Genomic DNA, 26,027 nt, shown 5'->3' with positions numbered 1-26,027 from the left:
AATCACTTGACTAGCAGGGCTTACTGATATATTTAATTAACTTTCGTTATAATTGGTTAAATAAATCGTAACAGTTAGTTACCCTTCTACACTTTCACGAAGAATCGTTTGTGTCACAACAGAGCCAGCACTTGCTCCAAACGCTTGGATAAAACGACTTAGCAATAAAACTTCAATGGAATTTGCAATAAAGCATAAGAAACTTCCAGCGCCATATACGACAATTCCAAATAACATTGCCGGGCGACGGCCAATAATATCCGATAACCATCCAATAAAAAATACACCTAAAGCAAATCCAGCAAAATACACACTAAGTGTTAACTGCACCTCATTATTACTTACATGTAACGCCTTTGAAATATCAGGTAAAGACGGTGTGTAAATCGTTTCACTAATTTGCGGAAATGCGACAAGAATAATCATTAACAAAAGTGATGGTACTGAGACTTTTTTCATTTTTCATACCCTCCTATAACTTTGAAAATCTCAGAAATAAAAAGACTTTCTTTAGCTACGGAACAGGAGGGGCCATTATAGAAATTCGATCATAAAACAACAAAGAAAACACCTCAATTACGTATGTTAATACTTATAGGAGGGTAATATTAACATCGATTTTTAAATATACTTTTTCAATTATATTACATATTGCGTTTCTTTTACTAGTGCTCGGCCTTGGAGGATTATTAAAAAGATAACTTGATACAGTCACCTTTTTATGGAATAATTAGAAATAGTTTGAATTCATAAGTTTAATTATTAAACGATAGACTAGCATATTTTAATGTCACAAGCTTACAAACAGGAGGACTTTGGTAATGATTGAAATTTTAAGGACAGTAATAAATTTCCTAATCTCTCTATTCTCAGGAGAATTACCACTTGTCTATTATGTGTGGATTATCGCTCTATTTATCATGCAAATAATCCAGGCTACTCTCAGCTATAAGCTCTTTAAAAAGAAAGATAATTTCAGCACTTATATGTCAACAGAATTACTCGCTTTTATCATTCTATTGTTTGGTGGTATGTTAATATCTAAGTTACTTGCCTACATAATAGACGATCCTACTATTAGTATGACAAATGTAACACATTATTTTATTTCCCTTATCATATTAACTATATTCGTCTCTATTGGCTTTATTAAAGACTTTTTACAATCATCTATTAGTAATAAAAATGTAGCTCTTTTTGCCATTTTAGTAGTGTCCTTACTATCTAGTATACTGTCATTCAAGTTTTTATCACCTTTCATTGCAGGTTCTTTTACTCTTTCTAAATCTTTTATAACCACTTTAATTATTATAGTACTCGGGTTAATTGCTATTTTAATCTCTTTAGAGGAAAAGTATGCAGATGAAGAGTAATTCTTGCATTCATAGTTTGAAATTGGGTATCTATTCTTTTTTATCGGTAGTATTAAGAAATAACATTCATTGAATCGAAAATTACGTAGAAATGAGGAACTACAATTGAGCATTGAACAACAATTATATGATGCAGCGAAAAATTTAATTGACCAAAGATATCCACATGGTTGGGGCGGAGCTGCAGCAATTCGTGTAGAAGATGGATCTATTTATACAAGTGTAGCACCTGACGTAATAAACGCTTCAACAGAACTTTGTATGGAAACAGGTGCAATTTTAGAAGCGCATAAATTTCAAAAGAAAGTTACACATTCTATTTGTCTCGCAAGGGAAAATGAGCATTCTGAATTAAAAGTATTATCACCTTGTGGTGTATGCCAAGAACGTTTATTTTATTGGGGACCAGAAGTACTATGCGCCATTACAAATTCTAAACAGGATATCATTTTTAAGCCGTTAAAAGAATTGCAGCCATACCATTGGAGCGAAGCATATTATGATGAATTCGCAAAAGAATGGAGTACGAGATAAAGTGAGGGTTTTGTTCACCACCTACTGATTATTAGCCTTCACCAATCGGGCTTTTATGGACAGTTGATCTGCCACCTGACTTCTTTGGCCCACCCGAATTTTGAGGCGGGTGTCTTACTGCCCGTTAATTCGGGATAAAGTGAAGGTTGCTTGCAAATAGCAAGAGAATAAAGAAAAACGCACCGTCACAAATGACGGTGCGTTTTCTATGTAAGAGCTACTAGAAGATACCCTTCTAGCCTACTCCCATTTATAAGTCCAAAATTGTTCAAGTTGCAACCATTTTAATGTTGCTGCATCTTTGTTTTTGATTTTCGCGTGTGTCTCTTCAAGCATCGCTTCTGTTTGCGAACGGTGCGCACCTAGTGCAGCTAATTTATGCTCGAATACTTCACTAATATTGTTTACAACATCTGGCTCACCGAGTACAGCTTCACGATTTTTCGTAATCGCAACCGCATGAATAACTGGACGTTCTTCTTTTGACATACGTGATACGGCGCGAACGACAGCGCGGCCAAATGCATCATGATCTGGATGTACGCCGTGCTCTGGATAAAATGTAATAATTCGAGATGGATTTACTTCTTGAATGATTGCTTCAATTTTGTCTGCAACGAAATCAACATCTTCAAATTCTAACGTTTTATCATGGAAACCAAGCATTCTTAAATCTTTGATTCCCATCGCTTCACATGCATCTTTTAATTCTTTTTCACGTATATTTGGAATCGTTTCACGGTTAGCAAACACGTTCTTACCCATGTTACGTCCCATTTGTCCTAGCGTACCGCACGCATACGTTACAGGTACTCCTTGATCTGTTAATAAGCGAATTGTTCCTCCCGCCGCAAATGCTTCATCATCTGGATGCGGAAATACAACAAGTACATGTCTCTCCATAAGTTTCCCTCCTTCTTACTTAAATGGCGTTAAGCTTAACTCAAGCGCTACTGCTAAGCGACCTTGATTATCGTGCCCTGCAAGTAATAAACGCTCTTTATCGTCTACTTCCCAGTGCGTAATACCTTCTGCATATACCCAGCCATGATCCATCTTTAAACCAACTCGGTATGGGTTTGTTCCAGTAATCTTCCCGCGCTCAAAGCGAATAATTGCATTTCGAATAAATGCTCCAACTGTCATCATCTTTTCATTAAAGTGTGACGCGTACGCTCCGTTCGTCGTTTCTAAATGAATATATACATCTTTATTTACAAAACGTTCAATTTCATTTTGAATAAGAGAACTATCTTTTACTATTTCCATCGGAATTCACCTCTTTAAACCATTTTACGCAAAAATAATGTAAATTGCTATCTCTATATTAGAGGACAACGCCCACTTTTCCTAATAATTTGCACTGTGTTTCTTCATTTTTTTATATCATATTTGACACTCCCACGGCTAAAGCCGCAAGCTGACTAACGTCAATGGGATTCTTGCTACCAAAGGCGACGTCTATTTCTAGTATCGCTGACGTGCAAGATTGCGGTGTGCCATCACCACTCCGTATCCAGTGCATCTAGCAGATACGGCACTCGTTCTATTACCAAACGAGTCAGATTGTGAGTTCTCAAATGTGTTTTAGCGTCTTGTACTTGACGACTCAATACATTTTACGGAGCAGAAGAATTTGTTACTCCAACCTCATATGTATTCTGTTTTCAGAGAACAAGATTGTTTTAGAGACTTTTACTTGTCTGTTATGAAAATTATACCATTTCAAATACTCGATGTACAGAACATACTTTCGGTATTTTATCTGTACATCGCATTTGACCTCACTATCATCCACCCCTAAAGGGGGTACTATCGCACCGTAGTGGGCTTTCCTATTCGGAAAATCTGTAAAATCATCATTTTTTCCTTCACTTTGTTAAATAGTTTTCTTTCTTTTTTGAATTTGCTACAATATAAATTATGCAGAAGGATGCATGTTTACAATTGAATACATACTTTAAAGAAGGTGACATGATTGGAACAATCAGCACATGAAGTAGCAAATTGGCAATATTATTTTGCAATTGCCGTATTTTTAGTCACGTACGGATTTATTATTTCTGAGAAATTGAATCGTGCTGTAATCGCACTATTCGGTGCTGCTATTATGATTATTTTTGGAGTTGTTGAATTACATACTGCTTTCACATCTCATATTCAATGGGAAACGATTACCCTTTTAATTGGGATGATGATTCTCGTACATATTACGAGTCAATCAGGCGTATTTGAATTTGTGGCCATTAAAGCAGCAAAAGCAGCCGACGGAAAACCAATCCGCATTTTATTATTGCTATCCCTATTAACTGCTGTCGGATCAGCATTTTTGGACAACGTAACAACCGTATTATTAATCGTACCTGTTACGCTATCCATTACACGTATTTTAAAAGTTAATCCTGTTCCTTATTTGATTTCAGAAGTATTATTTTCAAATATAGGCGGAACAGCAACATTAATCGGTGATCCACCTAATATTATGATCGGATCAGCAAATAAGCATTTAGACTTCAATGCCTTTTTACTTAACTTAGCTCCTATTGTAATTATTATTTCTATCGTGACACTTGGCATTATTTACTTCATGTATCGTAACAAACTAAAAACAACACCTGAGCAAATCGAAAAATTAATGGCATTAAATGAAAAAGATTATATTAAAGATCAAAGCCTCCTTTTGAAATCCATTTCGATTTTAGGACTAACTATTTTAGGCTTTGTACTTCATTCCATTATTCATGTAGATGCTGCAGTTATCGCGATGACAGGTGCTACACTTCTTATGTTAATCGGTGTGAAAGAACATGATATTGAAGATGTATTTGCCCACGTCGAATGGGTAACCATTTTCTTCTTCGCCGGACTATTCGTTCTCGTTGGTGGTTTAATTGATATCGGACTTATTTCTTCACTCGCAAAAGAAGTAATCGACGTCACAAATGGCGATATCGGTTTCGCCGCTATACTTATTTTATGGGTATCAGGTATCGCATCTGCAACAATTGACAATATCCCATTTGTCGCAACGATGATACCACTTATTCAAGACTTAGCTACAGGACTCGGACTATCTGTTGATTCTCCGCAAATCGAAGTACTATGGTGGGCATTATCACTTGGAGCTTGCTTAGGAGGAAACGGAACGTTAATCGGAGCGTCAGCAAACGTAGTCGTTGCTGGTATTGCAAAACGTGAAGGACATGCTTTCTCTTATATGGACTTCTTAAAAATTGGTTTGCCGTTAACAATCATTGCATTACTATTATCACATGCTTATATATATTTACGTTATTTAATGTAAAAGTTGTATTGCATGAAATTATATCGTCACATACAAAAGGTTTGCAGCATCCGTGCTGCAAACCTTTTTTCATCACCAAAATATACCGATAATTGCTAATCCACCTAAAATCATACCACCAATTTGTCCAACGATTGTTGGCGATAGTTGAACACCTTTCCTCACTTCTACAACCGGTCTTTCGTGCCTTAGTTGCTGCACTTCGCTTTGCAGTTGATGTACACTTCCGTGCAATTCTTTAATTAACTCCTTTAATTCAGCGACCTCTTCATTTACTGGTTTTGCTTTTTCTAAATTCATTTTGCATAGCCCCTTATAAATTCAATCAGTACACTGTAAATTTTCGCCAATTATCATTATTTCTCCTGCATACTATATATATAATTCCGAATATACTTTCTAACCTTGTAGCTCTATCCATTCATTCCGCAATATCCCCATAATGATACGATCAAAACACTTTCCATCTCTTTGAACCGCTTCTCTCATAAAGCCTTCCATTTGAAAACCCATCTTTTTATACAATGCAATGGCAGGTTTATTATACGAAATAACATCGAGACCGATGCGGTGTAAATTCAATTCATAGAAAGCATACTTTAGAATAAGATGTATCGCTTCCTTCCCATATCCTTTTCCTCTATTATTCGCATCTCCTATACCAATTGCTAACAAACCCGTTCTGTTATTCCACTCTATGCCATGAATCGCCACAAAACCAATTAATCGATCATCTTGAACTGTCCTTACCATGAAAGATACACTATTCGATCTCCGTCCCTTTAATAGCCCATTACTTGCTATTTCATGTATCGATTGTGGGAATGCTACATCTGTATCTACATTTCTTACATACTCACTATCTTCTTGCCACATAGCCATTACTTCAGCATCTGCTTCTCTCATAGCTGTTAATTTAATCGTTTTATTTTGAAAAAGATTCATTGTCATTTCAAACTCCCCCTTTTTAATAACGGGGATACTTATTTTAGCCTATTTATCCCCTTGTTCCATAAACCGCTTTATAAACGGGATACTTACAATAAGCGCTGACATTGGCACATCTCCTCTGCATTAAATTACGTTCATTGTATAATTTTTTATTTATTCTAACAATAAAAAAAGACCCTCAAAATTTAGAGGATCTTCCTAACAACGAATCGATATTATTTCGTAAACATTTTCTCCGCTTCATCCATTGCCATTTTGTTACCTAAAGCAGAATAGTCAAGCCATGGTTGATCATTGATAATGTATACATGCTTGCCTTTAACAGCTTTTAAGTCTTTCCAAATTGGTTTTTCTTGAAGTTGTTTAAATGCTTCTTTTGCTTTATCATCTCTATTTACAACAACAAATATAGCATCTGCATCAAAGTCAGGTAATACTTCTTGTGAAATGACTTCGAAAGGACGGTTTCCATCGATTTTCTCTACACCATTTGCAGGTTGTAATCCTAAGTCTTGGAATAAAATTGGTCCCATCGGTCTTTTCGTACTAAATACACGTAATTCTTTTGCAGTAACACGAATTGCCATTACTTTTTCGTTATTACCTAGCTCTTTATCTATTAAACTTTTTACTCGTTTTGATTGCTCTTCATAATCTTGAATATATGTATCAGCTTCTTTCTCACGGTTTACAAGTTTACCAACTTGTTTTAAATGGTCTCTCCACGTACCTTCATCTAAATTGAAAGTATGTGTTCTTGCAATTTTTTCGTATTTCGCTACATCTTTTCCAGCATATTTTTCATCAACATAAATGTCAGTTGGCTTTAATTGAAGTAATGCTTCCATATTCGGATCAGTTACAACACCAAGTTTCTTCGTATCTTTCAGTTGTTCTTTTGCATGGGGTAAGAAATCTTTTAAATCTCCCCCAATTACAGAACCTACTGGTGTAATTCCTAATGCAAGTAAATCATTCGTTAAATGAATAGACATTGAAGCAATTTTTGGGTCATTATTTTTTTCCGTTTTTTTCGTTGCCTCTTCATTAGCTTTCGTTTGACCACATGCTGCTAATACTAAAATACACATTACGCTAAATAAAATAGTAAGTTTCTTTTTCATATGTTCTCCTCTTTGAAGTATTTATTTTGTTTTTGTAAGTAAATAAAGAAAATACGGTGCTCCTAAAGCTGCCACTACTACACCAGCCGGAATAGAATTTGGTTCAAATATAGAACGACCTATCGTATCTGCTAGTACTAAAATAATCATTCCGATAATGCCAGCTAAAGGAAGAAAGTGTTGATATGTAGTACCTACTAACTTCCTTGCGATATGCGGAGCAACTAAACCGATAAAACCAATCCCTCCTGCCATCGATACACTCGCGCAAGATAATCCAACCGCTGTAGCTAATAGTAATAACCGTTCTTTTTGAACAGAAACACCAAGTCCTGCCGCTACACTATCACCTAGTGACAATGCATTTAACGTTTTAGATTTTAGCCACGCATAAGGGGTTAGTATGAAAATCCAAGGTAATAATGCAAGGACATGAATCCAATCCCTTCCCCACACATTACCAACTAGCCATCTAGAAGCGAATGTATACGTCTCATCATTTAACTTGAGAGAGAAAAATAATGAAATTGCACTAAAACCAGCTGAAACTGCAATACCAACGAGAATAAGTCTAATGGGAAGTAAAGCATTTGACCGATCACTCGCAAGTAAAATAATAAGAAATGCAGCTAATACTCCTCCGCCAAATGTAAATAACGGTATTAAAATCGATGCATTCTCATTAATAGAATGAAAGAACGTAACGAATAGAATTAGCCCGAAGGATGCACCTGCATGTAATCCTAAAATACCAGGGTCTGCAAGTGCATTACGTGATAATCCTTGTAAAATCGCACCAGAAATCCCAAGGCCAATACCAGCTAACATGGTGATTATAATTCTTGGCATACGATAATCGTATAGCACTGTTGCGCTCTCAAAATCACCATAACCGAAAAGTGTTTGAATTACTTTAAGTGGCGCTATGCTTAGTGTCCCCGTATTTAAGCTAAGCAAAATGACAGCGATACCAATACAACCGAATATTGTAGTTACAGTAACGGCTCTCTTTTTATCCGTGTTTAAAATCTTCTTCACTTACAACTCCCTCCCAACTTTACGTGCTATATAGAGGAAGAACGGAACTCCAACAAGAGCCACCATAATTCCTATTGCAAGTTCTTTAGGAGGATTTACTATTCTTGCCCCTAAGTCAGCTAAAACTAATAACATAGCTCCTAATAACGCCGACATAGGAATAATAAGTCGATAATTCACACCAACTAATTTTCTAGCAATATGCGGAATAACAAGTCCTACAAATCCGATAGAACCAACTGCTGAAACAGATACACCTGCAAGAATGACTACTATAATCATCCCTAGTATTCTCGTTCGGTTCGTTTTTACTCCTAAATTCGTAGCGACGTCATCCCCCATTGATATGAGTGAAATAGACCGCCCTATCACTGTTGCAAAAAGAATTGTTATGAGAATAATAGGAACTAAAAATTTCAAGTGTTCCCACTTAACACCTGCAACACCACCAGCGTACCAAAACGCTAAATCTTGACTTAAGTCATAATAAATCGCGACACCTGAACTTAACGAATGTAAAAGCGCAGCCATAACTGCCCCAGCGATCGTTAACCTCATCGGTGTTAATCCGCCTGATGTTGCTGATCCGATAATAAAAATGAGCACTGTACTTAAGACCGCTCCAATAAAGGAGACAATCATTAAATAGGAATACGGCATATGCGGGAAAAAGGCAAAACTAAGTGCTACTACAAACATCGCACCTGCATTTATGCCAAGCACACCTGCATCCGCTAAAGGATTTCGTGTTACTCCCTGCATAACAGCTCCAGCCACTGCAAAAGCCGCTCCTACAACTGCTGCACCAATTACCCTTGGAAGTCTTAATTCATAAATAATTTGGTGCTGCGTTAATTTCAGATTATAATCAAAAACCGCTGTCCATACGGTTTGCAAATGGATATCCTTTGCACCAAATGCAACAGCTAAAAATATAGAGCCGATTAAAGATAAAATTGTTAAGCTCATGAAACATATGAACTTAATATGTAGCCAGCGATTATTGCCAGCATATACAGCAGGCTTATGTAACATGTTTCATTTCATCCTTTATATTCAGTTGTTTTTTATAATTGTTTTTTATTTATAATTATTATTGATAATAATTATCATTTTCATTTAGATATTATATCCCCACTTTTTTTAAATTGCAAACTATTTTTTTACTTTGTTAAATATTAAAATACTTATTACGATTTCTATCCAAAACTTACAAATACATGCAAAATAGACTACTGGAATATTTTTCGAATTGTAGTATACTTAATCATTATTTTGAGTTTTCTAACAAAAAAATCGAAGGTGACACAATGTTCTATTTAAAACAACTACTATACTTCACTTACGAGCAAGCATTATCTTGCTTATTCCCAGTTATTATTTTCTTAACACTAGCCCTATCAAAAATCATTTCTATCCCAGGATTCTACCGCTACGATTTCATACTCATCGTATGCCTTCTTATGCAGTGGGTTATGTACAAGACTGGCCTTGAGACGAAAGACGAATTAAAAGTAATTACGGTCTTCCACCTCATCGGCCTTTTACTAGAAATATATAAAGTTCATTTCGGTTCATGGAGTTATCCGGAAGAGGCATATTCAAAGGTTTTTGGAGTTCCACTTTACAGCGGCTTTATGTATGCAAGTGTTGCAAGTTACATATGCCAAGCGTGGAGAAGATTGCATTTACAAATGTATCTCTGGCCGAGGGCTATTTTTGCCGTACCGCTAGGAGCAATGATTTACTTTAATTTTTTCACACATCATTTTCTATATGACTTTAGGTGGGTATTAACTTTACTATTATTCATTGTTTTCTTTCGGACATTTGTGGAATTTTCATTACGAGGCGTTACATATAAAATGCCACTCGTTCTCTCCTTTTTTCTTATCGGATTCTTTATTTGGATTGCCGAAAACATCGCAACATTTTTCGGAGCATGGCAATATCCAAATCAACGAGAAGTATGGAATCTCGTTCACTTAAGCAAAATTAGCTCATGGTTTTTACTCGTTGTTATTAGCATTATGATTGTTACACAACTTAAATATTTGAAGGCGTCGAAAAGATAACGCTGATTATGTAAAAACAGATAGCCCATCACTCATTAGAGAGTAATGGGCTTTTTTATTAATATTTTTTAAACCGTTCGTTATAAATTCATCATAATTTACAAGAGCATAAGCATTTGCACATTATGAACTACTACTAGCAGAAGAGGTTGCTGCAGATGAAGCGGCAATCGTTGCCATCATAGCTGCCTGTTGCGCTTGGATGAGGACTTCTATCATAGTTTGTAAACCTGTGTTGGTAGCTTTACTTTCCTCACCTTTCTGACTTACGAACAGTTGAATAGCAATAAGAATATTCGTATCTGTATGCCAACGGAACAATTTCTCCCCCTGCAATTTTTCAATCAACGCTTTAATAGAATGAATCTCTTTTTCTCCATCCTCTAGTAACGCTAATAGCCCGATTGCTGGGTAATGCATTTGTTTCACTTTTACCTTTTCTTGCTTTAACAAATTCCATATGTTTGTGCATGTTGCAACTAATATTTCTTCACGGACATCCTTCTTTAATGAAAGAATATGACTTAAAAATTGAAGATCATTCCCTTTACGTAAGCCAGCTTTCGCTAGTTTCTGATAAAGACGCTCCACTCGATCCATAAGTGTTTCTACATGCTCTGATTGTCCCGCTAATAAAACCGCGAGCGGATAATCATTTGTACCTGTTAGAAAAAGATGATCCTCTTTCATACGTTTATATACTTGCATCGAACGCTGAATGTGCGTGCCATGATGTTCATTATCTTCTGTTAAAAGCACAGCTGCTGCAAGATAAGTAAATATACTCCGGCTAAAACCACCAGCGACCAATTGTTCATATAAATCTAAAAAATTCCGAAAAGCTTTCTTGTAATCTGTAAAGTGAATATCTAATGTTGCGGCCACCACAAAGCGATGATAAGACTTTAAGTATGAAAACATTCCTACCTCATTCTTAATATAACTACTAATTTCTAAAAAACGTTTGAGATCAAGCAATTTATCACTACTTGCATACATAGCAGCAATCATCATTCCTGTTCGAGAATCACTCGTTTTCCATTTTAGTTCTCCCTTTATCTGTGCATATGTATGTGTGTATTGCTCCAGCTTTTGTTCTAATGTAATCATAGTATTCACCCCTATTTCTAATTTTTCTCTTTTATTATACGTATATTCCATATTTAGGAATACTATAATTAATAATCTCACTATAAAAATGATAAAATTTCTTTATCCCTATATATTAGTTTCTTCTCCTTCTTCATCAGCATCACGATGATAATCCCTAATTCTTCAAGAAGTTATACAAAAAAGGTAGATAATAATTTATCTACCTTTTTTGTATATATTATTTAACATTACACCTGTATTGCTCGTTATATGCAATTAAGACTAAAGAGCTTTAATAATACGTTCCATTGCCTTCATTTGACCAATATGATCTGCTTCATGATAAAGCATCATACCGTATAGCTCCCCTACTGTTTCCAATCCTAGGAATGGCTCTGGAAGTTTATTTTCAAATGCTTCTGCTGGAATTTCATTAATACGTTTCGCTTGTTCTTTTAATTGAGCCGCTAACACTTCCAATGACGGCCCCTCTGTTTTCCATTTAGATGGTCTTGATCCATACCCAAACATACCTGGATATTCAGTTGGTAATTGTTTAAATTCTTTTCCAAACATGAAAACTTCTGCTGCCGTTAACACATGACCGATATGCCAACGAATTGTATTGTTAAAACCTTCTGGCTGTGTATCTACAGTTTTATCGTCTAGCATCTCCATAAATTTAAGCAATTCCCCACGTGTTATTTCAAATTGTTTTAAGCCAACTAGTCTATTCATTTAATCGTTCTCCTTCTTCATGTACCATTTATTATGAACTAAGAATGTTCAACTTATTAAACTTTCACCTTGTTTAATCTATCAGAAACAAATAAGAAATACATCTAATATGCTTAGTAAAAATAATAAAAAGGTTCCACCCTCGTAAATATAGAATTACTTACTACACAAATAGTTTAGTAAGTAAAAGAGGAGTGTTAATTTCATGTTACATGTTTTAAAACAGCAATATCACCTTATTCGCTCTACAAGAGAAACTTTATTTTCGTTTTTGGAAGAAATCCCGCTAGAAAAATTACATAGCACTGTTCCCAATTTCGGAAACGGTAGTATTATAAAGACCCATATTCATGTAGCTGATTGCTACCGATACTGGCTTGGATCATTCGCATTCAAGCAAAAACGGGCAGATTTTTCATTTGCTAGTAATTATGAAATTGAGCATGCAGATGTCACGAAAGTCCGTGCTAGATTTAAGTTAGTAGATGAAACTGTACAACGTTTTTTAGATGAATACAATGACCGGTGGCTCGAAAATATAGCAAATGAAGTGAAATGGCAAAAAGAGCCTTGGAGCACAACGCCGCTATGGCTTTTAACTCATACGGAGACGCATGAGTTTCACCATAAAGGCCAAATTGTATCTATGGCTCGTCACCTTGGGTACACCCCTCCTAATACAGATCTTAATCTTAATTAATTCAATCGTTCAAACAAATGAATTACTATAACTATCGTTAGCAGTGTTTATATATATGGAAAGGCCCTTCATTCTTTTTGATGTTGTTTATAGTTTTGCAATTTTTTTGCGGCACAAACTTGTAATATATTTTAATTATGTTTGTGTCGTGTTCTTACTAACTAGTTTCATATCCATAAAAAATATATTAATATGTTTCCTTCTATAATTTCAGTTACCTAATCAATAAGAGGTTCTTTCTTTTTATTATGAATGTATACAAAACAAAAACGAAAATTCCGAAAATAAAAGTTAAAAACGCTGGTAACACTTTATCATTTGGCACGTACATTTTTCGAAATGTGCGTGCCATCCTGTTTATACAAACATTTCCCCTAAAGGTCCAAAAAAGAATAAGAGAGCTAATACAACTACTGCTACCGCCATAATGGTAATAATGGTGCCTTTTTTCACTATAATTCCCTCCTTATTTTGGATAGGTATTTATTTCATTTCAGAACGCATGAAATTCCAGACTCCAGCTAAACTAAACAAGAGAAAGCCACCTATTATTGCTAGGTACAAATCTTGGGTTGTCTGTGTAAATCCAAGTTGATTTTCTGGTGTCATAGCATAAGCAGGCTGCGACCAAGGATAATATCTTCCATACTTTGAACCTGTCACAAAGATATTCGGAATTATAAAAGCAAAGTTCAAGGCAATTGGAAGAGAAAAGTTTTGCCATTGTATCGCCAACCAGGTTTGAAGGGCTACAAGAGGCAGAATGGACAACCACCCATTTAGAAACAGGCCTAAAAATTCGAAATATGGAAATGTTCCTGTCACCCCCATCACTTTCCCTAATATAAGGAAATACAAAAACATCATAACATTTGTCATTCCTACCAACAGCCAACCCCATATCATCTTTGATAGATAAAAGTATACTTTGGGAATAGGATAGGACAAAAGTTGCTTCCACCCCCCATTTGCATGTTCAAAACGGCAGAGTATTGCCAGATACACACTTGAAAGTAGTGGACAAAGAACAGTTCCATACAAAAACTCGACTTGGGTCCATGCCCCCGTCCATCCTACCATTCCATTCTCTTCAAAAACATGGATATGAGTAACATAGTTGGCCACTCCAACAACAGTAAGAAATAGAGGTTTTATCAGAATAATCAGCCAAATTTGCGTATAGTTCCTAAGCTTCAGCCAATCACTCCATAATACATCTTTAAACATACTCTTCCTCCTAATCTACTTCTCTATTGGAAAAATGTATCGATCCAATGATAGTGAAAAATAAGCCCATGCCAACGCTAATCCAAACCCATTCCCACTGGTAATTAGGGGAATTAACTATACTAGAAAAATCAGTAATGATATTTTCATTCGAAAATGTTACTTGGTATGGCAGGACCCACGGAAGATATTGTGTAACCCCCGGCAGCTGAATCAAAAATAGCCCCAAGGCTATTCCTACTCCTCCCATCATCATCGGTATCGCCTGATTATTTAATACCATGGACATCCATAGCTGCAGCCCAATAAGAGCAAAAGAAGTCAGATATGGAAACATTGTAAAATAAAAGATTCTAGAGGCATTAAATGTAGCGCTCCCTCCAAATAAAAATCCAGAAAGGCACATAGCACCCATTAAAAATAACCCCGAAAATAGGACACCAAAGCATATCCACATGTAGCGCGTCCAATAGTATTGAGTCTTGGATATTGGCATAGAAAAGATAAGTTTCCACGACCTTGCCTGGTGCTCTAAATTAGCAATATACGAGCATAAAATTGTAACGGAAAGGTGGATAATAAAATAGTTGCCGTAAAATGTAATCATCCATATGGTACCCCAAATGTTATAACTCCTACCTTCCGAGACCCCCTGCTGTATATCACCAGCATTCAGCAAAAGTAGCAGAGTTACCCCTCCTACTAATACAGCAGGGAAAAATAGGACAAGTCCCCAAAACCATGAACGTTTTATTTTAACTAAATCGGACGAGAATATCGGTCCCATTATAAGCTCTGTCCTTTCCCTGTAAGATCTAAGAAGATATCTTCAAGTGACTTTTTCATACCTTCCAGGCGGGAGACTGTAAATCCAGCCTCTACTAGTATCTTGTTGACTTCCCCGGCTATAGATGGTGAAGATTCTTGAATATACACAGTCCCTTCTTCCTCTTCAAAATTTGCCTCAATGCCTTTATGGTTAAGAGAACTAGCTGCTTCCAAAGGCTTATCGACTTTTATTTTAATTTTAGGTTCACTTTCTTTCCTTAGAACCTCAATAGAATCTTGAAAAAGCATCTTCCCGTTTTGAATAATCCCCACCTGAGTTGCCATCAACTCTATTTCACTAAGTAAATGGCTTGAAACCAAAACGGTCATTCCAAACTTTGCAGGCATTTCTTTAATAAGTTCACGTATTTCATGAATACCAGCAGGGTCAAGACCATTGGTTGGTTCATCTAGAATTAAAAGCTGTGGGCGATTTAACAAAGCGGTTGCAATACCCAACCTTTGTTTCATTCCTAGGGAATAATTTTTAACCTTTTTATCCTTGGCACCTTCTAGCTGAACAATTTTGAGTACCTCCTTTACTCTATCTGTATTATCTATTCGCAGCAGTCGCCTGGCAGCTTCTAAATTTTCATATCCGCTGAGATGACCGTAGTAGGTCGGTGTTTCAACAAGAGATCCAATTTCCCCTAAAATTGACAAGCGATCCTTCTTTAAATCCTGATCAAATATCTTCACATCACCTTTAGTGGGGCGAATAAGACCAAGCAACATACGAATAGTCGTAGTTTTCCCTGCACCGTTCGGACCTAAAAATCCGTAAATCTCACCTTGACTGACTTTCATGTTTAAAGAATCTACAACTATATTTTTTTTGTAGGTCTTTGTGAGATTATTTGTATTGATAATTAGTGAGTTCATTTTGTATCTCCCTTCACTATTTAATTAAGGAATAATTACCGTCTAAGGAGTCACTAGTGCCCCACCTAAAGAGGCAAGACAAGCTGTAATATCCTGTATGGCTTTTTCAATCCGTTGAATAGAATTTATATCAATTGAAAGCTGGTCTTTTTGCTCATTTATACAGTTCATTATTTCTGCTCTTTCTTTTGAGTTAAAATAATCTTTTAATAATCCTGTCTCTTTCAGCAAATATAAAAGAACAACTGTCTGTTCATCAGGAACTTTATTATAGATGAGCTGAGAATGAATCATTTTAACAACTTGTTCTCGCGATTGATTAATCTCGGTGATTTTTCGTAGAGGTAGAAAAGGAACTTTTAAACCTAAGGTGATTGCCCCTTTTTTTTGCAGTTCTTGAAGAATAGAATTGTGTATCTTTCCTCGTAACCGGGTTTTGAAATGGAAATACTTAATCCAAGCTTTTAATTTTCTCGTTCTAAATGATTTGACAAGAATAAGGATAACTTGGTCCAAATAATCATCTCCAGTTGTATCAGCATCAACAACTATAACTTTTCCCTTTGTATCCAACTCTATTTTCCTTTTTATAAGTAGGTCAATAAATATAGATCCAACGCTATATGTTTCTGTGTATGAACGATATTTCAAACGGAGATGATTCGCCCCTAATAGAACCATTTCTTCTGGCAAAGAAAGCCGATGTTCCATAAATTCACCCCTCTATATTAAATAATGTTTAGATAGCTAAAGCCATACATGGAGCCGATAGTGAAGATAGTTGTCCAAACAGCTAAGCTAACAGTCATCCAACTTACCACTTGTGTCCGAGAGGAACCAAATGTTAAAGCTAAAACAGCGGCAATATCAGTACCGACAAAAATTGGCGCAAGAAGTGCTAGACCTGGAATACCGTATCGATCCCAAATTTTTCTGGATCTTGTTTCTTGTTTGGAGGGAGCCGTAATTCCTTTTGCTTTTCTCCTTTTTTCTCTCCATACGTAAAATTGCTTAAAGAAAAATCCTAGCAGTAAAACTAAAAACAAGTTACCTGTAAAAGCAACTATTGCAACTCCAAGCGGCGGAAGTCCCCATGCCACACCGATAGGAACTACAATAGATACATCCATCCAAGGAGCGAAAGCAACAATGAAAATTACAATGAATTGCCAGACAGTCGTTTGGTCTTGTGCCCATTCAAGCATTACATCACCTCCTTTTTAATCCTTATTTAAATTACGAATCGTCAACAAATAGCTGCTTTTCATCCTAGGGGTTATACAGGAAAGAAATAAAAAAAGTAACTAGCAGAATAAATAAAAATATTGGAATAATAAGAGACCTTATTCAAGGAAAAAAACTTCTTCTACTGTGACTTGAAAAGCCTTGGCGATTTTTAAGGCTAACGTTATGGAAGGTGCATAATCACCTTTCTCAATTAATCCAATCTTTTGTCTTGTGGTCCCAATTTTTTTAGCCAAATCTTGCTGAGACCATCTGTGGCGTGCACGCATTTCTCTGACTTTATTAATTAGCATCCCACTAGTCCTTTCCATAATTTAACTACGCTTATAATAAATTAAGCGATTAATAATGTCAATAATCCTTTGCATTTTGTAAAAAATAATTGCCTAAATGTATTTAGGAAATTATTTTTATGAAGTGATCTTTGAAAACGGGCCCCCCACATCAAAACACTTAACCCATTCGTTCCCTATATTCCTTTAGGAACAGGTGGTTTAATTTTTATTGACTTCGCACACAATTGTTATTGCAGAAACATAATGCCGTCCTAATTATGAAAGGGATCATTTATGTTTAATTCATGCAATTATTTATAACAAAATGCAAATAATTATTTGCATTTCATAACACATCCATTACAATTAAGGTATTGAATCGATATAAGAAAGGGAAGTTTGAATGCTTGAAAATAGAGTTCGAGAATTACGCGCCCGTTTTAGGTGGACTCAGAAAGACTTAGCTGATGCAATTGGAGTAACGAGACAAACAATTGGATTAATTGAAAAAGGGGACTATTCCCCGTCAGTTACGATGGCATTAAAAATAGCCCAATCGTTTAATGTTTCTGTAGAAGATGTATTTTATTTAAAAGGGGAGGATTAATTCTTTATGTTGAATCATATTTTACGTTCACCATTTTTTCCTATGAGCTTATTAGTATTTATTACTGCATTTTTGTTACTGTCTCTAATGAATACACAGGTATTTCTGGCTAAATTATGTTTTGGAATTTTAATATTTTTTACGTTTGGATGGTCCTTATTTATAAACCTTTATAACCGAAGAAATCCTAAAAATAAGATTAAATCAATGAGCATAGTTCCACCGGAATTTCGCGAAATGGATGAAGGGCAACAGTGGGTAACATTTAAGGCTTGCCGTAATGTGTACATATACTACACCTTTGCTATTCCAGTTACTGTACTAATCTGTTTTATCTTTTCTCAAAATAATCTTGTTCCATTATTAAGCATTGGTGTATTAGGTATAGGGCAATACATTGTTTATTGGTTAACTACTGTTTACGTATTAAAGTCTGTCTGAACAATACAAAAGTTCGAGAAAGAAATAAACAGTTGTAGCTTTTAAAAAGTCGTACCGTTTATCAAAAAGATGTACCTATTCGATTAAAGAATTATAAAAAACATCTAGATATGGTATAGAGGAAACCATTTTGATTAAAGATTTTTCAAAATGGTTTCTTCTTATTTATCGTAAAATACGGGTTTGCGAGATGTTTTGGATCAAACTTTATTTCGCAGCGATAAGAGCTGTGTTACGATAAGCAAATTTCTAACAAGGATTATGTAAATGAAAAGTTCCTATCGAAAATTTGAATAGCTTTTCATATGATTCTAGATACATTGATGCTGACAAGTGGTACTTTAATAAGACAGTTATTAATTAACTTGATAAAAAAATAGCCGATCCCTTAACGTACAGGGAATCGGTTATTTTGTGTCCAAATTGTGTCTAAACGTACAATTTTCCCGAAATGATATGGTGACCCCTATTAAACAATTTTAAAGAACCTTACCACAATAAAATGTAGTAAGGCTCTTTCTTTTTTATATCAAATAACAGCTCTTAACACATTTATAATCGTATCAATACCAAATAGTCTCAGCATAATTATATGCATCACTATTCGGAATTGCATGTTTCCCCTGCGCTTGCGCTTTTCTTGGATCTAAATCATATACCATCGGCGTATAGCATGATGTTTGCCCTTTATTCACAACACCATTTCCTTCCGCACTCCCGCAAGTATATGCCTTTCCATCGGTTTTTCTGACGATCCTTGCATCAGCTTCGTTATTATAAACTGCTGGGCGGGTTACAGTAACTTTTGCCCATGCTGTCTTACACATCGTGCTAAATTTTAATTCCACATAAGAATTTGAATCAATCCACTTCTTCTCTTTCGTTACTGCTGATTGATCACAACTATTGTAATACGGACTTTTCCCATCATACGTATGGTCTTCCGCATATGCTTTATTATTATTGGTCATACTAAACACACTAGTTACAACGAGCAACGCCAGACAAAGACATGCACTTACTTTTTTAAAAAGTTTCATAGAATTCCACTCCTTTATTAATAACGTCCAGTTTTCCCGTAGCCATTATTAATCGTTACCGCTTCAGCATCAGCTGTATAACCAAAATCAGCAGTTAAATCAAATACCATTCCTGTATAGGTGCTCGTTTGACCCGTTTTAATTGCTCCATTACCACTATTAGAGTCTACTGATTTTTGGAATACACCATTTTTATATTTATTAATAACAGCGTAAGCATATACTCCTCCAGAAACAGAAGGTGCTGGTTGATCTAAAACAAGCTTAGACCATGCCGTGTGACATTTATTACTGTAACGTAAATACACTGTTCCTACTTTTTTACTACCTTCATACACCGCTGTAGACTTTGCATTAAATCCATCTGCATCACATGTTGTACTGCCTCCGTATACTTTCGTTGTTGCTGGATTTTTCCCGTCATAATAACTACTCAGATCGGTAGCTGCAAATGTACTTCCTTGAAAACTAAATAATACCCCTACACTCGCTACACTTAACACACATACTTTCATTAACTTTTTAAACATTGTAAATCTCCTCCCTCAAAATAAGTACGTATATCTATCCCCTATGTACGCCCCTCCTTTCGTGCTGCCTAGAGGCATCTTATAGAAACGAATAAACGTTGTAAATTCCCTTACGATTATTGGAATATACGAAGAAATTTACTTATCCTTTTAAGAAAAAAAGTTGAGAAATACACATTTGAAAACATCCTTTATTTAAAACATAAAGAACCGATACTTGTTCCATGCAAGCATCGGTTCTTTTATACAAAATTGCCATTTTTTCTTTTATATAAAATAAATATTTCTCCACTTAGTCTGTTGTAAAAAACTCCCTCGTTACATCAATAAATTGCTGCAGTGGCACTGTCATCCATTTGTCTTTATGCCAAGCAATTTGTGTAAAAATTGGATTGATAGTATTTTCTAGATATAACTCTTTTATCGTTCCCTCTCGTATATCTTTTTCTACTACTATCGCTGGCAAAACTGCTACACCTAAATCTGCAATCACACATTGTTTAATTGCCTCTACACTAACGAACTCAATCTTATTTACTGGATACACATCTTGACTGCGAAATAACTCTTCAAATAAAATTCGATATGAACACCCTAGTTCTGTTAATAAAAGTGTTTCCTTCTCTAAATCTTTTATAGAAACGGAAGTTTGCTGGAGTAAATGATGCCCTGGAGCAGCTACTACTTTTAATTCTTCTTTCATAAGCGGCTCCACATGTAAAGCATCTTCTGTTTTACATTCGTCCAAAATAAATGCAAGATCGACTTTTCCCTCCATCAATTGTTCCTTCGCATCTTTATTGGAATGTGCTGGTTTAAATATAAGTTTTATTTGAGGAAATTGCGCTTTAAACCTCTTTAATATAGAAGGAAGTCTATATGTACATTGGCTCTCTTGCGCACCGATTATTAACGTACCTGCTATTTCCTCATCATCTTTCACAGCCATCTTCGCTTCGTTACTAAGTGCAATCATCTTGTCGGCATATAGTTGAAACTTTCTGCCCGCTTCAGTTAAGAAAAGGCGTTTTCCTAATCTTTCAAATAACGGCGTACCTAGCTCAGCTTCTAACGTTTTAATTTGCGCTGTCACGCTCGATTGAGCAAAGTTTAATTTCTTCGCAGTTTGTGTAAAGTTCAAAGTATCTGCCGCTACTTTAAATGTAATTAATTGTTTTATCTCCATTTATCATCCCTCTTTTCAATCGTAATTCTCGATTGATTTCATCGAAATAATCCTCTTTGTCTATTGATATTTATATTGTATGATAAAGAGCATCGACAAACAATATAATGGAGGTATTCCATATGAAAGCACTTTGTTTCGAACAGTTTGGAAATCCGGATGTACTACAATATAAAGAACTAAATGATCCAATCATAAATCCAAATGAAATTCTTGTCCGCACGAAAGCAATCGGTTTAAATTTCGCCGATATTTATAGACGCCGCGGTGATTATCATCTCGCTGGCAACCCACCTTATATATTAGGTTATGAAGGCGCTGGTATTGTTGAAAAAGTAGGAGCTGACGTTACGAATATTAATCCTGGAGACCGCATTGCATTTGCTGACGTTCCATTTGCAAATGCAGAATTAGTTGCCGTTCCATCAAAAAAAGCAATCCCGCTTCCAGATTCTATTTCTTTTGAAACAGCCGCTTCTGTCTTATTACAAGGTCTAACGGCACATTATTTAACGAAAGATAGCTATGAAATAAAACAAGGTGATATAGCTTTAGTCCATGCCGCAGCTGGTGGTGTTGGACAACTTCTTATTCAAATCATTAAACTACTAGGCGGAAAGGTAATCGGCCTCACGTCAGCAAAAGAAAAAGCACAAATAGCTACATTAGCTGGTGCTGACCACGTATTTTTATATACGGAAGCATGGCCTGCGAAAGTACTTGAAATAACAAACGGCACTGGAGTAAATGTTGTATATGAATCAGTAGGTTCTACATTAGAGGAAAGTTTTAGCGCTACTAAAACTGGTGGCACTGTCGTATTTTACGGAATGGCCGGTGGTAATCCTGCGCCAGTTGATCCGCGTATGCTTATGGATACTTCAAAAACTTTAACTGGCGGAGACCTTTGGAATGTGCTTACTACTTTTGAAGAACGAAAAAAACGCTCTACTCAATTATTTGATTGGATCGCAAGTGGAAAATTAAACATTGCGAGCCCTACTACATTCTCTTTACAAGACGGTGCCCGTGCACATGAATTATTAGAGAGCAGAAAAAGTACAGGGAAGATTTTATTAATCCCATAATCGTTCCAGTAAAAAAAGGAAGCTAGATTTCTCTATCTTCCTTTTCTTATTTTTATCCCGCTTTAATGGGCAGTAAGACCCCCACTGATTAAAGTTTCACTTTATATTTCCACACTTTCTGTCCCTTTTGCAACATAACTCATATCTCCAACTGACTCGACTGTATATGTTCCATCTTGATATACAATCTTCGTCACACTAGCATTTTCCACTCCAAGTTTTGTTTTATTACTATCTAACATCTCTATTAAGGTAGTAATCAACAACCCATGAACAACAACTAAAACGTTACCGCCACCATCTTTAGCAGCTTCTTCACTAATTTTATCTATCTCTGCTTTTATACGAGTAGAAAATAATTCCCAATCTTCCGCCTGTTTCGTAGGGTCTGCTGCTCTAATAAGATTAATTACTTCTTGAATAGAAAACTTCATAAGTTCTTCTGGTGATGCAACGCCCGCAGCTTTTCCAACCACATCCCACATATTTTCAAGCTTTTCACCTTCAAAAATACCGAAATTTAATTCTCGTAAATTTTTCCTTTGCTCAAGTTTCAATTTTGATTGCTCACTATATTTTAATACTAAATTAGCAGTTTCAATCGCTCGGCCGCTATCACTACTATACGCATTCATAAAATGAACATCTTTTAATCCCATTCCTAAATTCGTGGCAACTTCCACACCTTTTTCTACTAACGGCGAGTCTGCCCAACCTTGCGCGCGATGGTTCGTATTTAATATTGTTTTACCGTGTCTTGTAACATATAACGTAACTACGTTCTCATTGCTATTTGTTTCTCGCTTCTTCATTCAATTCTCTCCCTTTACATTTCTATATCAATTTTACCACCTTAATTATTCATTGAGCAAAATATATGTAAGTGCATTTGTTTAATAAAAAAGCTATCTTTCTGTATATCCCTACAAAAAGATAGCATCTTTTATGATTATATTTTTTAACCGATACTCTTACTCAACAAAAGCATTCGAATATTGCACAATTCCTTCTACACCTTGCAGAGCGTTCTCACTTAGCTCAATCGCCATAAACGCTTCATCTGGCACTTCAAATGGTGCTTTTATATTCCACTCACTTGCTTTCTTAAAACCAAATTTCGGATAGTACTCTGAATGTCCTAATACTACAACTGATCCGTATCCAAGTTCTTTCGTTTTTTCTAACGCAGCTACAATAAGTTTTCCGCCAATCCCTTTTTTCTGATGACCCGTAGCAACTGATACTGGTGCAAGTGCTAATGATTCTACAGAAGCTTCATCCTTTTCTATCGTAATTTTCGATAACATAATATGCCCGACTATTTCTTCGTCTACCGCAACGATAGATAACTCAGGAACAAACGCGTCACATTCTCTAATACGTTTTACAAGTTCATGTTCTTTTTTATCACTAAATTCTTCATATAAAAATGCTTGTTGTACAACTTCTTCCGTTTTTCGATAATCGGTTTGTCGTTCTTGTCTAATCGTTACCATTTTAACTTATCCTCTATTTTTTCTTATTTCTTTTTGGATTTTACGAAGTGCTTTTTTCGATCCACGCTCAATGTCATGTTGCATTTTTCTCTCTTTATAATCGACAAATAGTGTATTTAAATCGTATCCCTCTGGATATAATTCTTTTGCTGCTACTTCTAAATTAATGCGTTTTACATTTACTTCAACAAATTCGCCGTTATAATATACAACAACATTATAGAAATTATCTATTTCCTTATAGATAATACCAAAATCATCGTAATCTAATAAATTTACACGATCACCGATTTTGTACTCGTAATGGTTTTCTCTTTTTTCTTGCACAAATTTCGGTTTTCTAATTTTACTTTCATTCACTTTTTCTAGAGCATATTCTTTATTTTCCATATACGCTTTCGCTCTTTGCAGTACATGTTCTCTTACATTCATTTTGTTCGCAATCCAAAGTGCATTACTTTCACCTGATTTACCGATCACTAATTTATAAAGCGGTTCTAGTGTCTCACTATTAAATTGCATTGCTGCGTTCATGAAATCATCATGCATTTCTGAGAAGCGTTTAATTTCACCGTAATGCGTACTCGCAACTGTAATACATCCAGCAAGATAAAACTCCTCTAAAATAGAAATTGCAAGTGCTGCTCCTTCATTCGGTTCAGTCCCGCTTCCTATTTCATCAAATAGTAGCAACGTATTATTATTTGACATCCTCATAATCTCAGATAAATTTTTCATATGTGATGAAAATGTACTTAATGCATTTTCGATACTTTGATTATCACCAATATCTACAAATACATTTTCAAAAATAGCAATTTCTGTTTCTTTATCCCCTGCAATATGAAGACCTGACATTGTCGCTAATGTTAACAATCCAATCGTCTTTAACACAATTGTCTTCCCGCCCGCATTCGGCCCTGTAATAATTAAACTACGATAGTTTTGACCGATTTCAAAGTTTAATGGTACTACTTTTTCACTTAAAAGCGGATGCTTACAATTTACTAAATGAACGTAGCCATGATCATTTAACTTCGGCTCTATTCCATCAATCGATTTACTAAACTTCGCTTTCGCAAACACCATATCATACTGACTAATCAATTCCATATTAATTTTGATATGATAAATATTTTCTACTACCATTCCTGATAAAGTCGCTAAAATTTGATATTCTTCCATCGCTTCTTCTGCTTTCAAACTTGCGAGTTCCACATTTAACTTTGTAACCGTATGTGGTTCTATAAATAAAGTAGAACCTTTAGCGGACGCTTCAACTATACTTCCCGCAACTTGATTTTTATAAGAAGATTTAATCGGAATCGTGTACCTATCGTCCTTTTTACTAATAAAGAATTCTTGAATATACTTCTTATTTGCACTACTATTTAAAAACTTCGTTAAACGTTCTTTTATTTTCCCATCTACCGAATCAATGTTATTTCGAATTCGTTTTAACTCTTTACTAGCGGCAGAATCAATACTATTACCTTTTATTGAAAAATTAATTTCCTCTTCAATACTTTTAAATTCAGTCATTGAATTTGCATAAGAAGCTAATACTGGCGCAAAAAATTCTTTATCTAACATAAACTTTTTAATCTTTCTACATCCACGTAAAAAGTCTGAAACACTTACTAATTCTTCTGGATCTAAAATCATCCCTTTTTCTAATTTTTGAATTGTACTAGCAATATTTGAAATACCGAAAAAAGGCACATGCCCTTCTGCATCTAATATAGCTCGTGCTTCCGTCGTTTCATTCAATCGATTCCTTACTACTTTTATACTTGCACTCGGCTCTAATTTATTTATTAATTCTTTTCCTAATCCACTTACACAATAAGATTTCACTATATCCTTTAATTCGTTATATTGTAACTTTTCAAAAGTCATCGTATTCATTTTGTTTCTCCTCACTATGATTGATTTCTATCATAAATGAAGATACCTACTCATTAGATTCCAATGAGTTCTACATGATTCAATTACCATTTTTAAACATTAAAAATATACACAAAAAAGCTGCGGGGATACCGCAGCTTTTACATTTACAAGGCATGAGTAATAACATATGGGGAAATAAACCATAAAAAAACGGATGGCAATCCCCCTATTACACGCTTTATAAAGTATTGTAGGTATCTTCATAGGTATCGAAATAAATCCATGACAAAATTAGGGGTATGGTATACATAAAAATCCCCTGTTCTTATCCGATTTATTTCATTCAATTTTTCCTATTTAGTA

29 protein-coding genes and 2 pseudogenes are annotated in these 26,027 nt (G+C 35.3%); 8 read left to right on the top strand and 23 right to left on the bottom strand.

Going from position 1 to position 26,027, the window contains the following annotated elements; genetic code table 11:
* Positions 1–81 precede the first annotated feature (81 nt).
* Positions 82–459 (bottom strand): annotated as a pseudogene (locus PDK19_RS15290) (MFS transporter); the annotation flags it as partial.
* A 362-nt stretch (positions 460–821) separates the two neighbouring features.
* Between PDK19_RS15290 and PDK19_RS15285 the strand changes: the two are divergent.
* Positions 822–1,373, top strand: coding sequence for a DUF5823 family protein (locus tag PDK19_RS15285; RefSeq protein ID WP_014893573.1), 552 nt, complete (start codon positions 822–824; stop codon positions 1,371–1,373).
* A gap of 105 nt (positions 1,374–1,478) precedes the next feature.
* A complete protein-coding gene (locus PDK19_RS15280) occupies positions 1,479–1,907 on the top strand; it encodes a cytidine deaminase (RefSeq protein ID WP_000021271.1) in 429 nt (142 codons plus the stop codon).
* A 240-nt stretch (positions 1,908–2,147) separates the two neighbouring features.
* Here PDK19_RS15280 and bshB2 read toward each other — a convergent pair whose 3' ends face one another.
* Both bshB2 and PDK19_RS15270 read right to left on the bottom strand, forming a co-directional pair.
* Positions 2,148–2,810 carry a bacillithiol biosynthesis deacetylase BshB2 gene (gene bshB2 / locus PDK19_RS15275; protein ID WP_000439461.1) on the bottom strand — a complete coding sequence of 221 codons (663 nt, stop codon included), beginning with the start codon at positions 2,808–2,810 and terminating at the stop codon, positions 2,148–2,150.
* Between the two features lie 15 nt (positions 2,811–2,825).
* Complete coding sequence (locus tag PDK19_RS15270) at positions 2,826–3,176, bottom strand: YojF family protein (protein WP_000407039.1); 351 nt, start codon at positions 3,174–3,176, stop codon at positions 2,826–2,828.
* 709 nt (positions 3,177–3,885) lie between these two features.
* Between PDK19_RS15270 and PDK19_RS15265 the strand changes: the two genes are divergently transcribed.
* Entirely contained in the window at positions 3,886–5,211 is a 1,326-nt protein-coding gene (locus PDK19_RS15265) for an ArsB/NhaD family transporter (RefSeq protein ID WP_074615590.1), read from the top strand.
* Positions 5,212–5,283: 72 nt separating this feature from the next.
* Here the strand turns inward: PDK19_RS15265 and PDK19_RS15260 are convergent, their stop codons facing one another.
* From PDK19_RS15260 to PDK19_RS15240, 5 genes are all read right to left on the bottom strand, one after another.
* Positions 5,284–5,511 (bottom strand): hypothetical protein, encoded by a 228-nt coding sequence (locus tag PDK19_RS15260; protein WP_001047304.1) that lies wholly within the window; start codon positions 5,509–5,511, stop codon positions 5,284–5,286.
* 99 nt (positions 5,512–5,610) lie between these two features.
* Positions 5,611–6,162, bottom strand: coding sequence for a GNAT family N-acetyltransferase (locus PDK19_RS15255; protein WP_074615589.1), 552 nt, complete (start codon positions 6,160–6,162; stop codon positions 5,611–5,613).
* 215 nt (positions 6,163–6,377) lie between these two features.
* Positions 6,378–7,286, bottom strand: a complete 909-nt coding sequence (locus PDK19_RS15250) for an iron-hydroxamate ABC transporter substrate-binding protein (protein ID WP_074615588.1) — start codon at positions 7,284–7,286, stop codon at positions 6,378–6,380.
* A gap of 21 nt (positions 7,287–7,307) precedes the next feature.
* Positions 7,308–8,324 (bottom strand): FecCD family ABC transporter permease, encoded by a 1,017-nt coding sequence (locus PDK19_RS15245; RefSeq protein WP_270707489.1) that lies wholly within the window; start codon positions 8,322–8,324, stop codon positions 7,308–7,310.
* Entirely contained in the window at positions 8,325–9,359 is a 1,035-nt protein-coding gene (locus PDK19_RS15240) for a FecCD family ABC transporter permease (protein WP_074615586.1), read from the bottom strand. It abuts the gene before it with no gap.
* 275 nt (positions 9,360–9,634) lie between these two features.
* On the opposite strand from PDK19_RS15240, the gene PDK19_RS15235 reads away from it, so the two are divergent.
* The gene (locus tag PDK19_RS15235; RefSeq protein ID WP_074615680.1) at positions 9,635–10,399 is read left to right on the top strand and encodes a DUF817 domain-containing protein; all 765 of its coding nucleotides are present in this window, start codon (positions 9,635–9,637) and stop codon (positions 10,397–10,399) included.
* A gap of 123 nt (positions 10,400–10,522) precedes the next feature.
* On the opposite strand, the gene PDK19_RS15230 is transcribed toward PDK19_RS15235, so the two are convergent.
* Both PDK19_RS15230 and PDK19_RS15225 read right to left on the bottom strand, forming a co-directional pair.
* Positions 10,523–11,560 carry a DUF4003 domain-containing protein gene (locus PDK19_RS15230; RefSeq protein WP_270707486.1) on the bottom strand — a complete coding sequence of 346 codons (1,038 nt, stop codon included), beginning with the start codon at positions 11,558–11,560 and terminating at the stop codon, positions 10,523–10,525.
* A gap of 213 nt (positions 11,561–11,773) precedes the next feature.
* Positions 11,774–12,229: a DinB family protein gene (locus PDK19_RS15225; protein ID WP_049114103.1), complete on the bottom strand. Its 456-nt coding sequence runs from the start codon at positions 12,227–12,229 to the stop codon at positions 11,774–11,776.
* A 205-nt stretch (positions 12,230–12,434) separates the two neighbouring features.
* On the opposite strand from PDK19_RS15225, the gene PDK19_RS15220 reads away from it, so the two are divergent.
* Entirely contained in the window at positions 12,435–12,929 is a 495-nt protein-coding gene (locus tag PDK19_RS15220) for a DinB family protein (protein ID WP_049114105.1), read from the top strand.
* Positions 12,930–13,143: 214 nt separating this feature from the next.
* On the opposite strand, the pseudogene PDK19_RS15215 reads toward PDK19_RS15220, so the two are convergent.
* The 7 genes and pseudogenes from PDK19_RS15215 to PDK19_RS15185 all read right to left on the bottom strand — a co-directional run.
* A pseudogene (locus PDK19_RS15215) lies at positions 13,144–13,263 on the bottom strand (CPBP family intramembrane glutamic endopeptidase); the annotation flags it as partial.
* Positions 13,264–13,412: 149 nt separating this feature from the next.
* Positions 13,413–14,156, bottom strand: coding sequence for an ABC transporter permease (locus PDK19_RS15210; protein ID WP_270707484.1), 744 nt, complete (start codon positions 14,154–14,156; stop codon positions 13,413–13,415).
* Between the two features lie 10 nt (positions 14,157–14,166).
* Positions 14,167–14,943 (bottom strand): ABC transporter permease, encoded by a 777-nt coding sequence (locus tag PDK19_RS15205; protein ID WP_049114107.1) that lies wholly within the window; start codon positions 14,941–14,943, stop codon positions 14,167–14,169.
* Positions 14,943–15,866: an ABC transporter ATP-binding protein gene (locus PDK19_RS15200; RefSeq protein ID WP_049114108.1), complete on the bottom strand. Its 924-nt coding sequence runs from the start codon at positions 15,864–15,866 to the stop codon at positions 14,943–14,945. The genes PDK19_RS15205 and PDK19_RS15200 overlap by 1 nt, the downstream gene beginning before the upstream one ends.
* 42 nt (positions 15,867–15,908) lie before the next feature.
* Positions 15,909–16,577 carry a GOLPH3/VPS74 family protein gene (locus tag PDK19_RS15195; protein WP_049114110.1) on the bottom strand — a complete coding sequence of 223 codons (669 nt, stop codon included), beginning with the start codon at positions 16,575–16,577 and terminating at the stop codon, positions 15,909–15,911.
* 17 nt (positions 16,578–16,594) lie between these two features.
* Positions 16,595–17,071, bottom strand: coding sequence for a small multi-drug export protein (locus PDK19_RS15190; protein ID WP_049114111.1), 477 nt, complete (start codon positions 17,069–17,071; stop codon positions 16,595–16,597).
* Between the two features lie 138 nt (positions 17,072–17,209).
* Complete coding sequence (locus tag PDK19_RS15185) at positions 17,210–17,404, bottom strand: helix-turn-helix transcriptional regulator (protein WP_049113278.1); 195 nt, start codon at positions 17,402–17,404, stop codon at positions 17,210–17,212.
* A gap of 385 nt (positions 17,405–17,789) precedes the next feature.
* Between PDK19_RS15185 and PDK19_RS15180 the strand changes: the two genes are divergently transcribed.
* Positions 17,790–17,993, top strand: coding sequence for a helix-turn-helix transcriptional regulator (locus PDK19_RS15180; RefSeq protein WP_049113274.1), 204 nt, complete (start codon positions 17,790–17,792; stop codon positions 17,991–17,993).
* A gap of 6 nt (positions 17,994–17,999) precedes the next feature.
* Positions 18,000–18,434 (top strand): hypothetical protein, encoded by a 435-nt coding sequence (locus PDK19_RS27310; protein ID WP_049113272.1) that lies wholly within the window; start codon positions 18,000–18,002, stop codon positions 18,432–18,434.
* A gap of 563 nt (positions 18,435–18,997) precedes the next feature.
* Here the strand turns inward: PDK19_RS27310 and PDK19_RS15170 are convergent.
* The 3 genes from PDK19_RS15170 to PDK19_RS15160 form a co-directional block, all read right to left on the bottom strand.
* Positions 18,998–19,474: a DUF2690 domain-containing protein gene (locus tag PDK19_RS15170; RefSeq protein ID WP_049113269.1), complete on the bottom strand. Its 477-nt coding sequence runs from the start codon at positions 19,472–19,474 to the stop codon at positions 18,998–19,000.
* Between the two features lie 17 nt (positions 19,475–19,491).
* Positions 19,492–20,004: a DUF2690 domain-containing protein gene (locus PDK19_RS15165; RefSeq protein WP_049113266.1), complete on the bottom strand. Its 513-nt coding sequence runs from the start codon at positions 20,002–20,004 to the stop codon at positions 19,492–19,494.
* 292 nt (positions 20,005–20,296) lie between these two features.
* Complete coding sequence (locus PDK19_RS15160; protein WP_270707477.1) at positions 20,297–21,190, bottom strand: LysR family transcriptional regulator; 894 nt, start codon at positions 21,188–21,190, stop codon at positions 20,297–20,299.
* A 122-nt stretch (positions 21,191–21,312) separates the two neighbouring features.
* Here PDK19_RS15160 and PDK19_RS15155 point away from each other — a divergent pair, with 122 nt between their 5' ends.
* Positions 21,313–22,278, top strand: coding sequence for a quinone oxidoreductase family protein (locus PDK19_RS15155; RefSeq protein ID WP_062822159.1), 966 nt, complete (start codon positions 21,313–21,315; stop codon positions 22,276–22,278).
* Between the two features lie 101 nt (positions 22,279–22,379).
* Here PDK19_RS15155 and PDK19_RS15150 read toward each other — a convergent pair whose 3' ends face one another.
* The 3 genes from PDK19_RS15150 to PDK19_RS15140 form a co-directional block, all read right to left on the bottom strand.
* On the bottom strand, positions 22,380–23,090 hold the full coding sequence (locus tag PDK19_RS15150; RefSeq protein ID WP_270707475.1) for a histidine phosphatase family protein: 711 nt from the start codon (positions 23,088–23,090) through the stop codon (positions 22,380–22,382).
* A gap of 159 nt (positions 23,091–23,249) precedes the next feature.
* Positions 23,250–23,774, bottom strand: a complete 525-nt coding sequence (locus PDK19_RS15145) for a GNAT family N-acetyltransferase (protein WP_000256499.1) — start codon at positions 23,772–23,774, stop codon at positions 23,250–23,252.
* A 6-nt stretch (positions 23,775–23,780) separates the two neighbouring features.
* Positions 23,781–25,682, bottom strand: coding sequence for an endonuclease MutS2 (locus PDK19_RS15140; RefSeq protein ID WP_262723150.1), 1,902 nt, complete (start codon positions 25,680–25,682; stop codon positions 23,781–23,783).
* Positions 25,683–26,027: the final 345 nt, after the last annotated feature.

This window comes from Bacillus cereus group sp. BcHK124 (assembly GCF_027712065.1).
Lineage (GTDB): Bacteria > Bacillota > Bacilli > Bacillales > Bacillaceae_G > Bacillus_A > Bacillus_A pacificus.
Note: the sequence above shows the minus strand (reverse complement) of the source record. Positions and strands in the feature narration are given on the sequence as shown.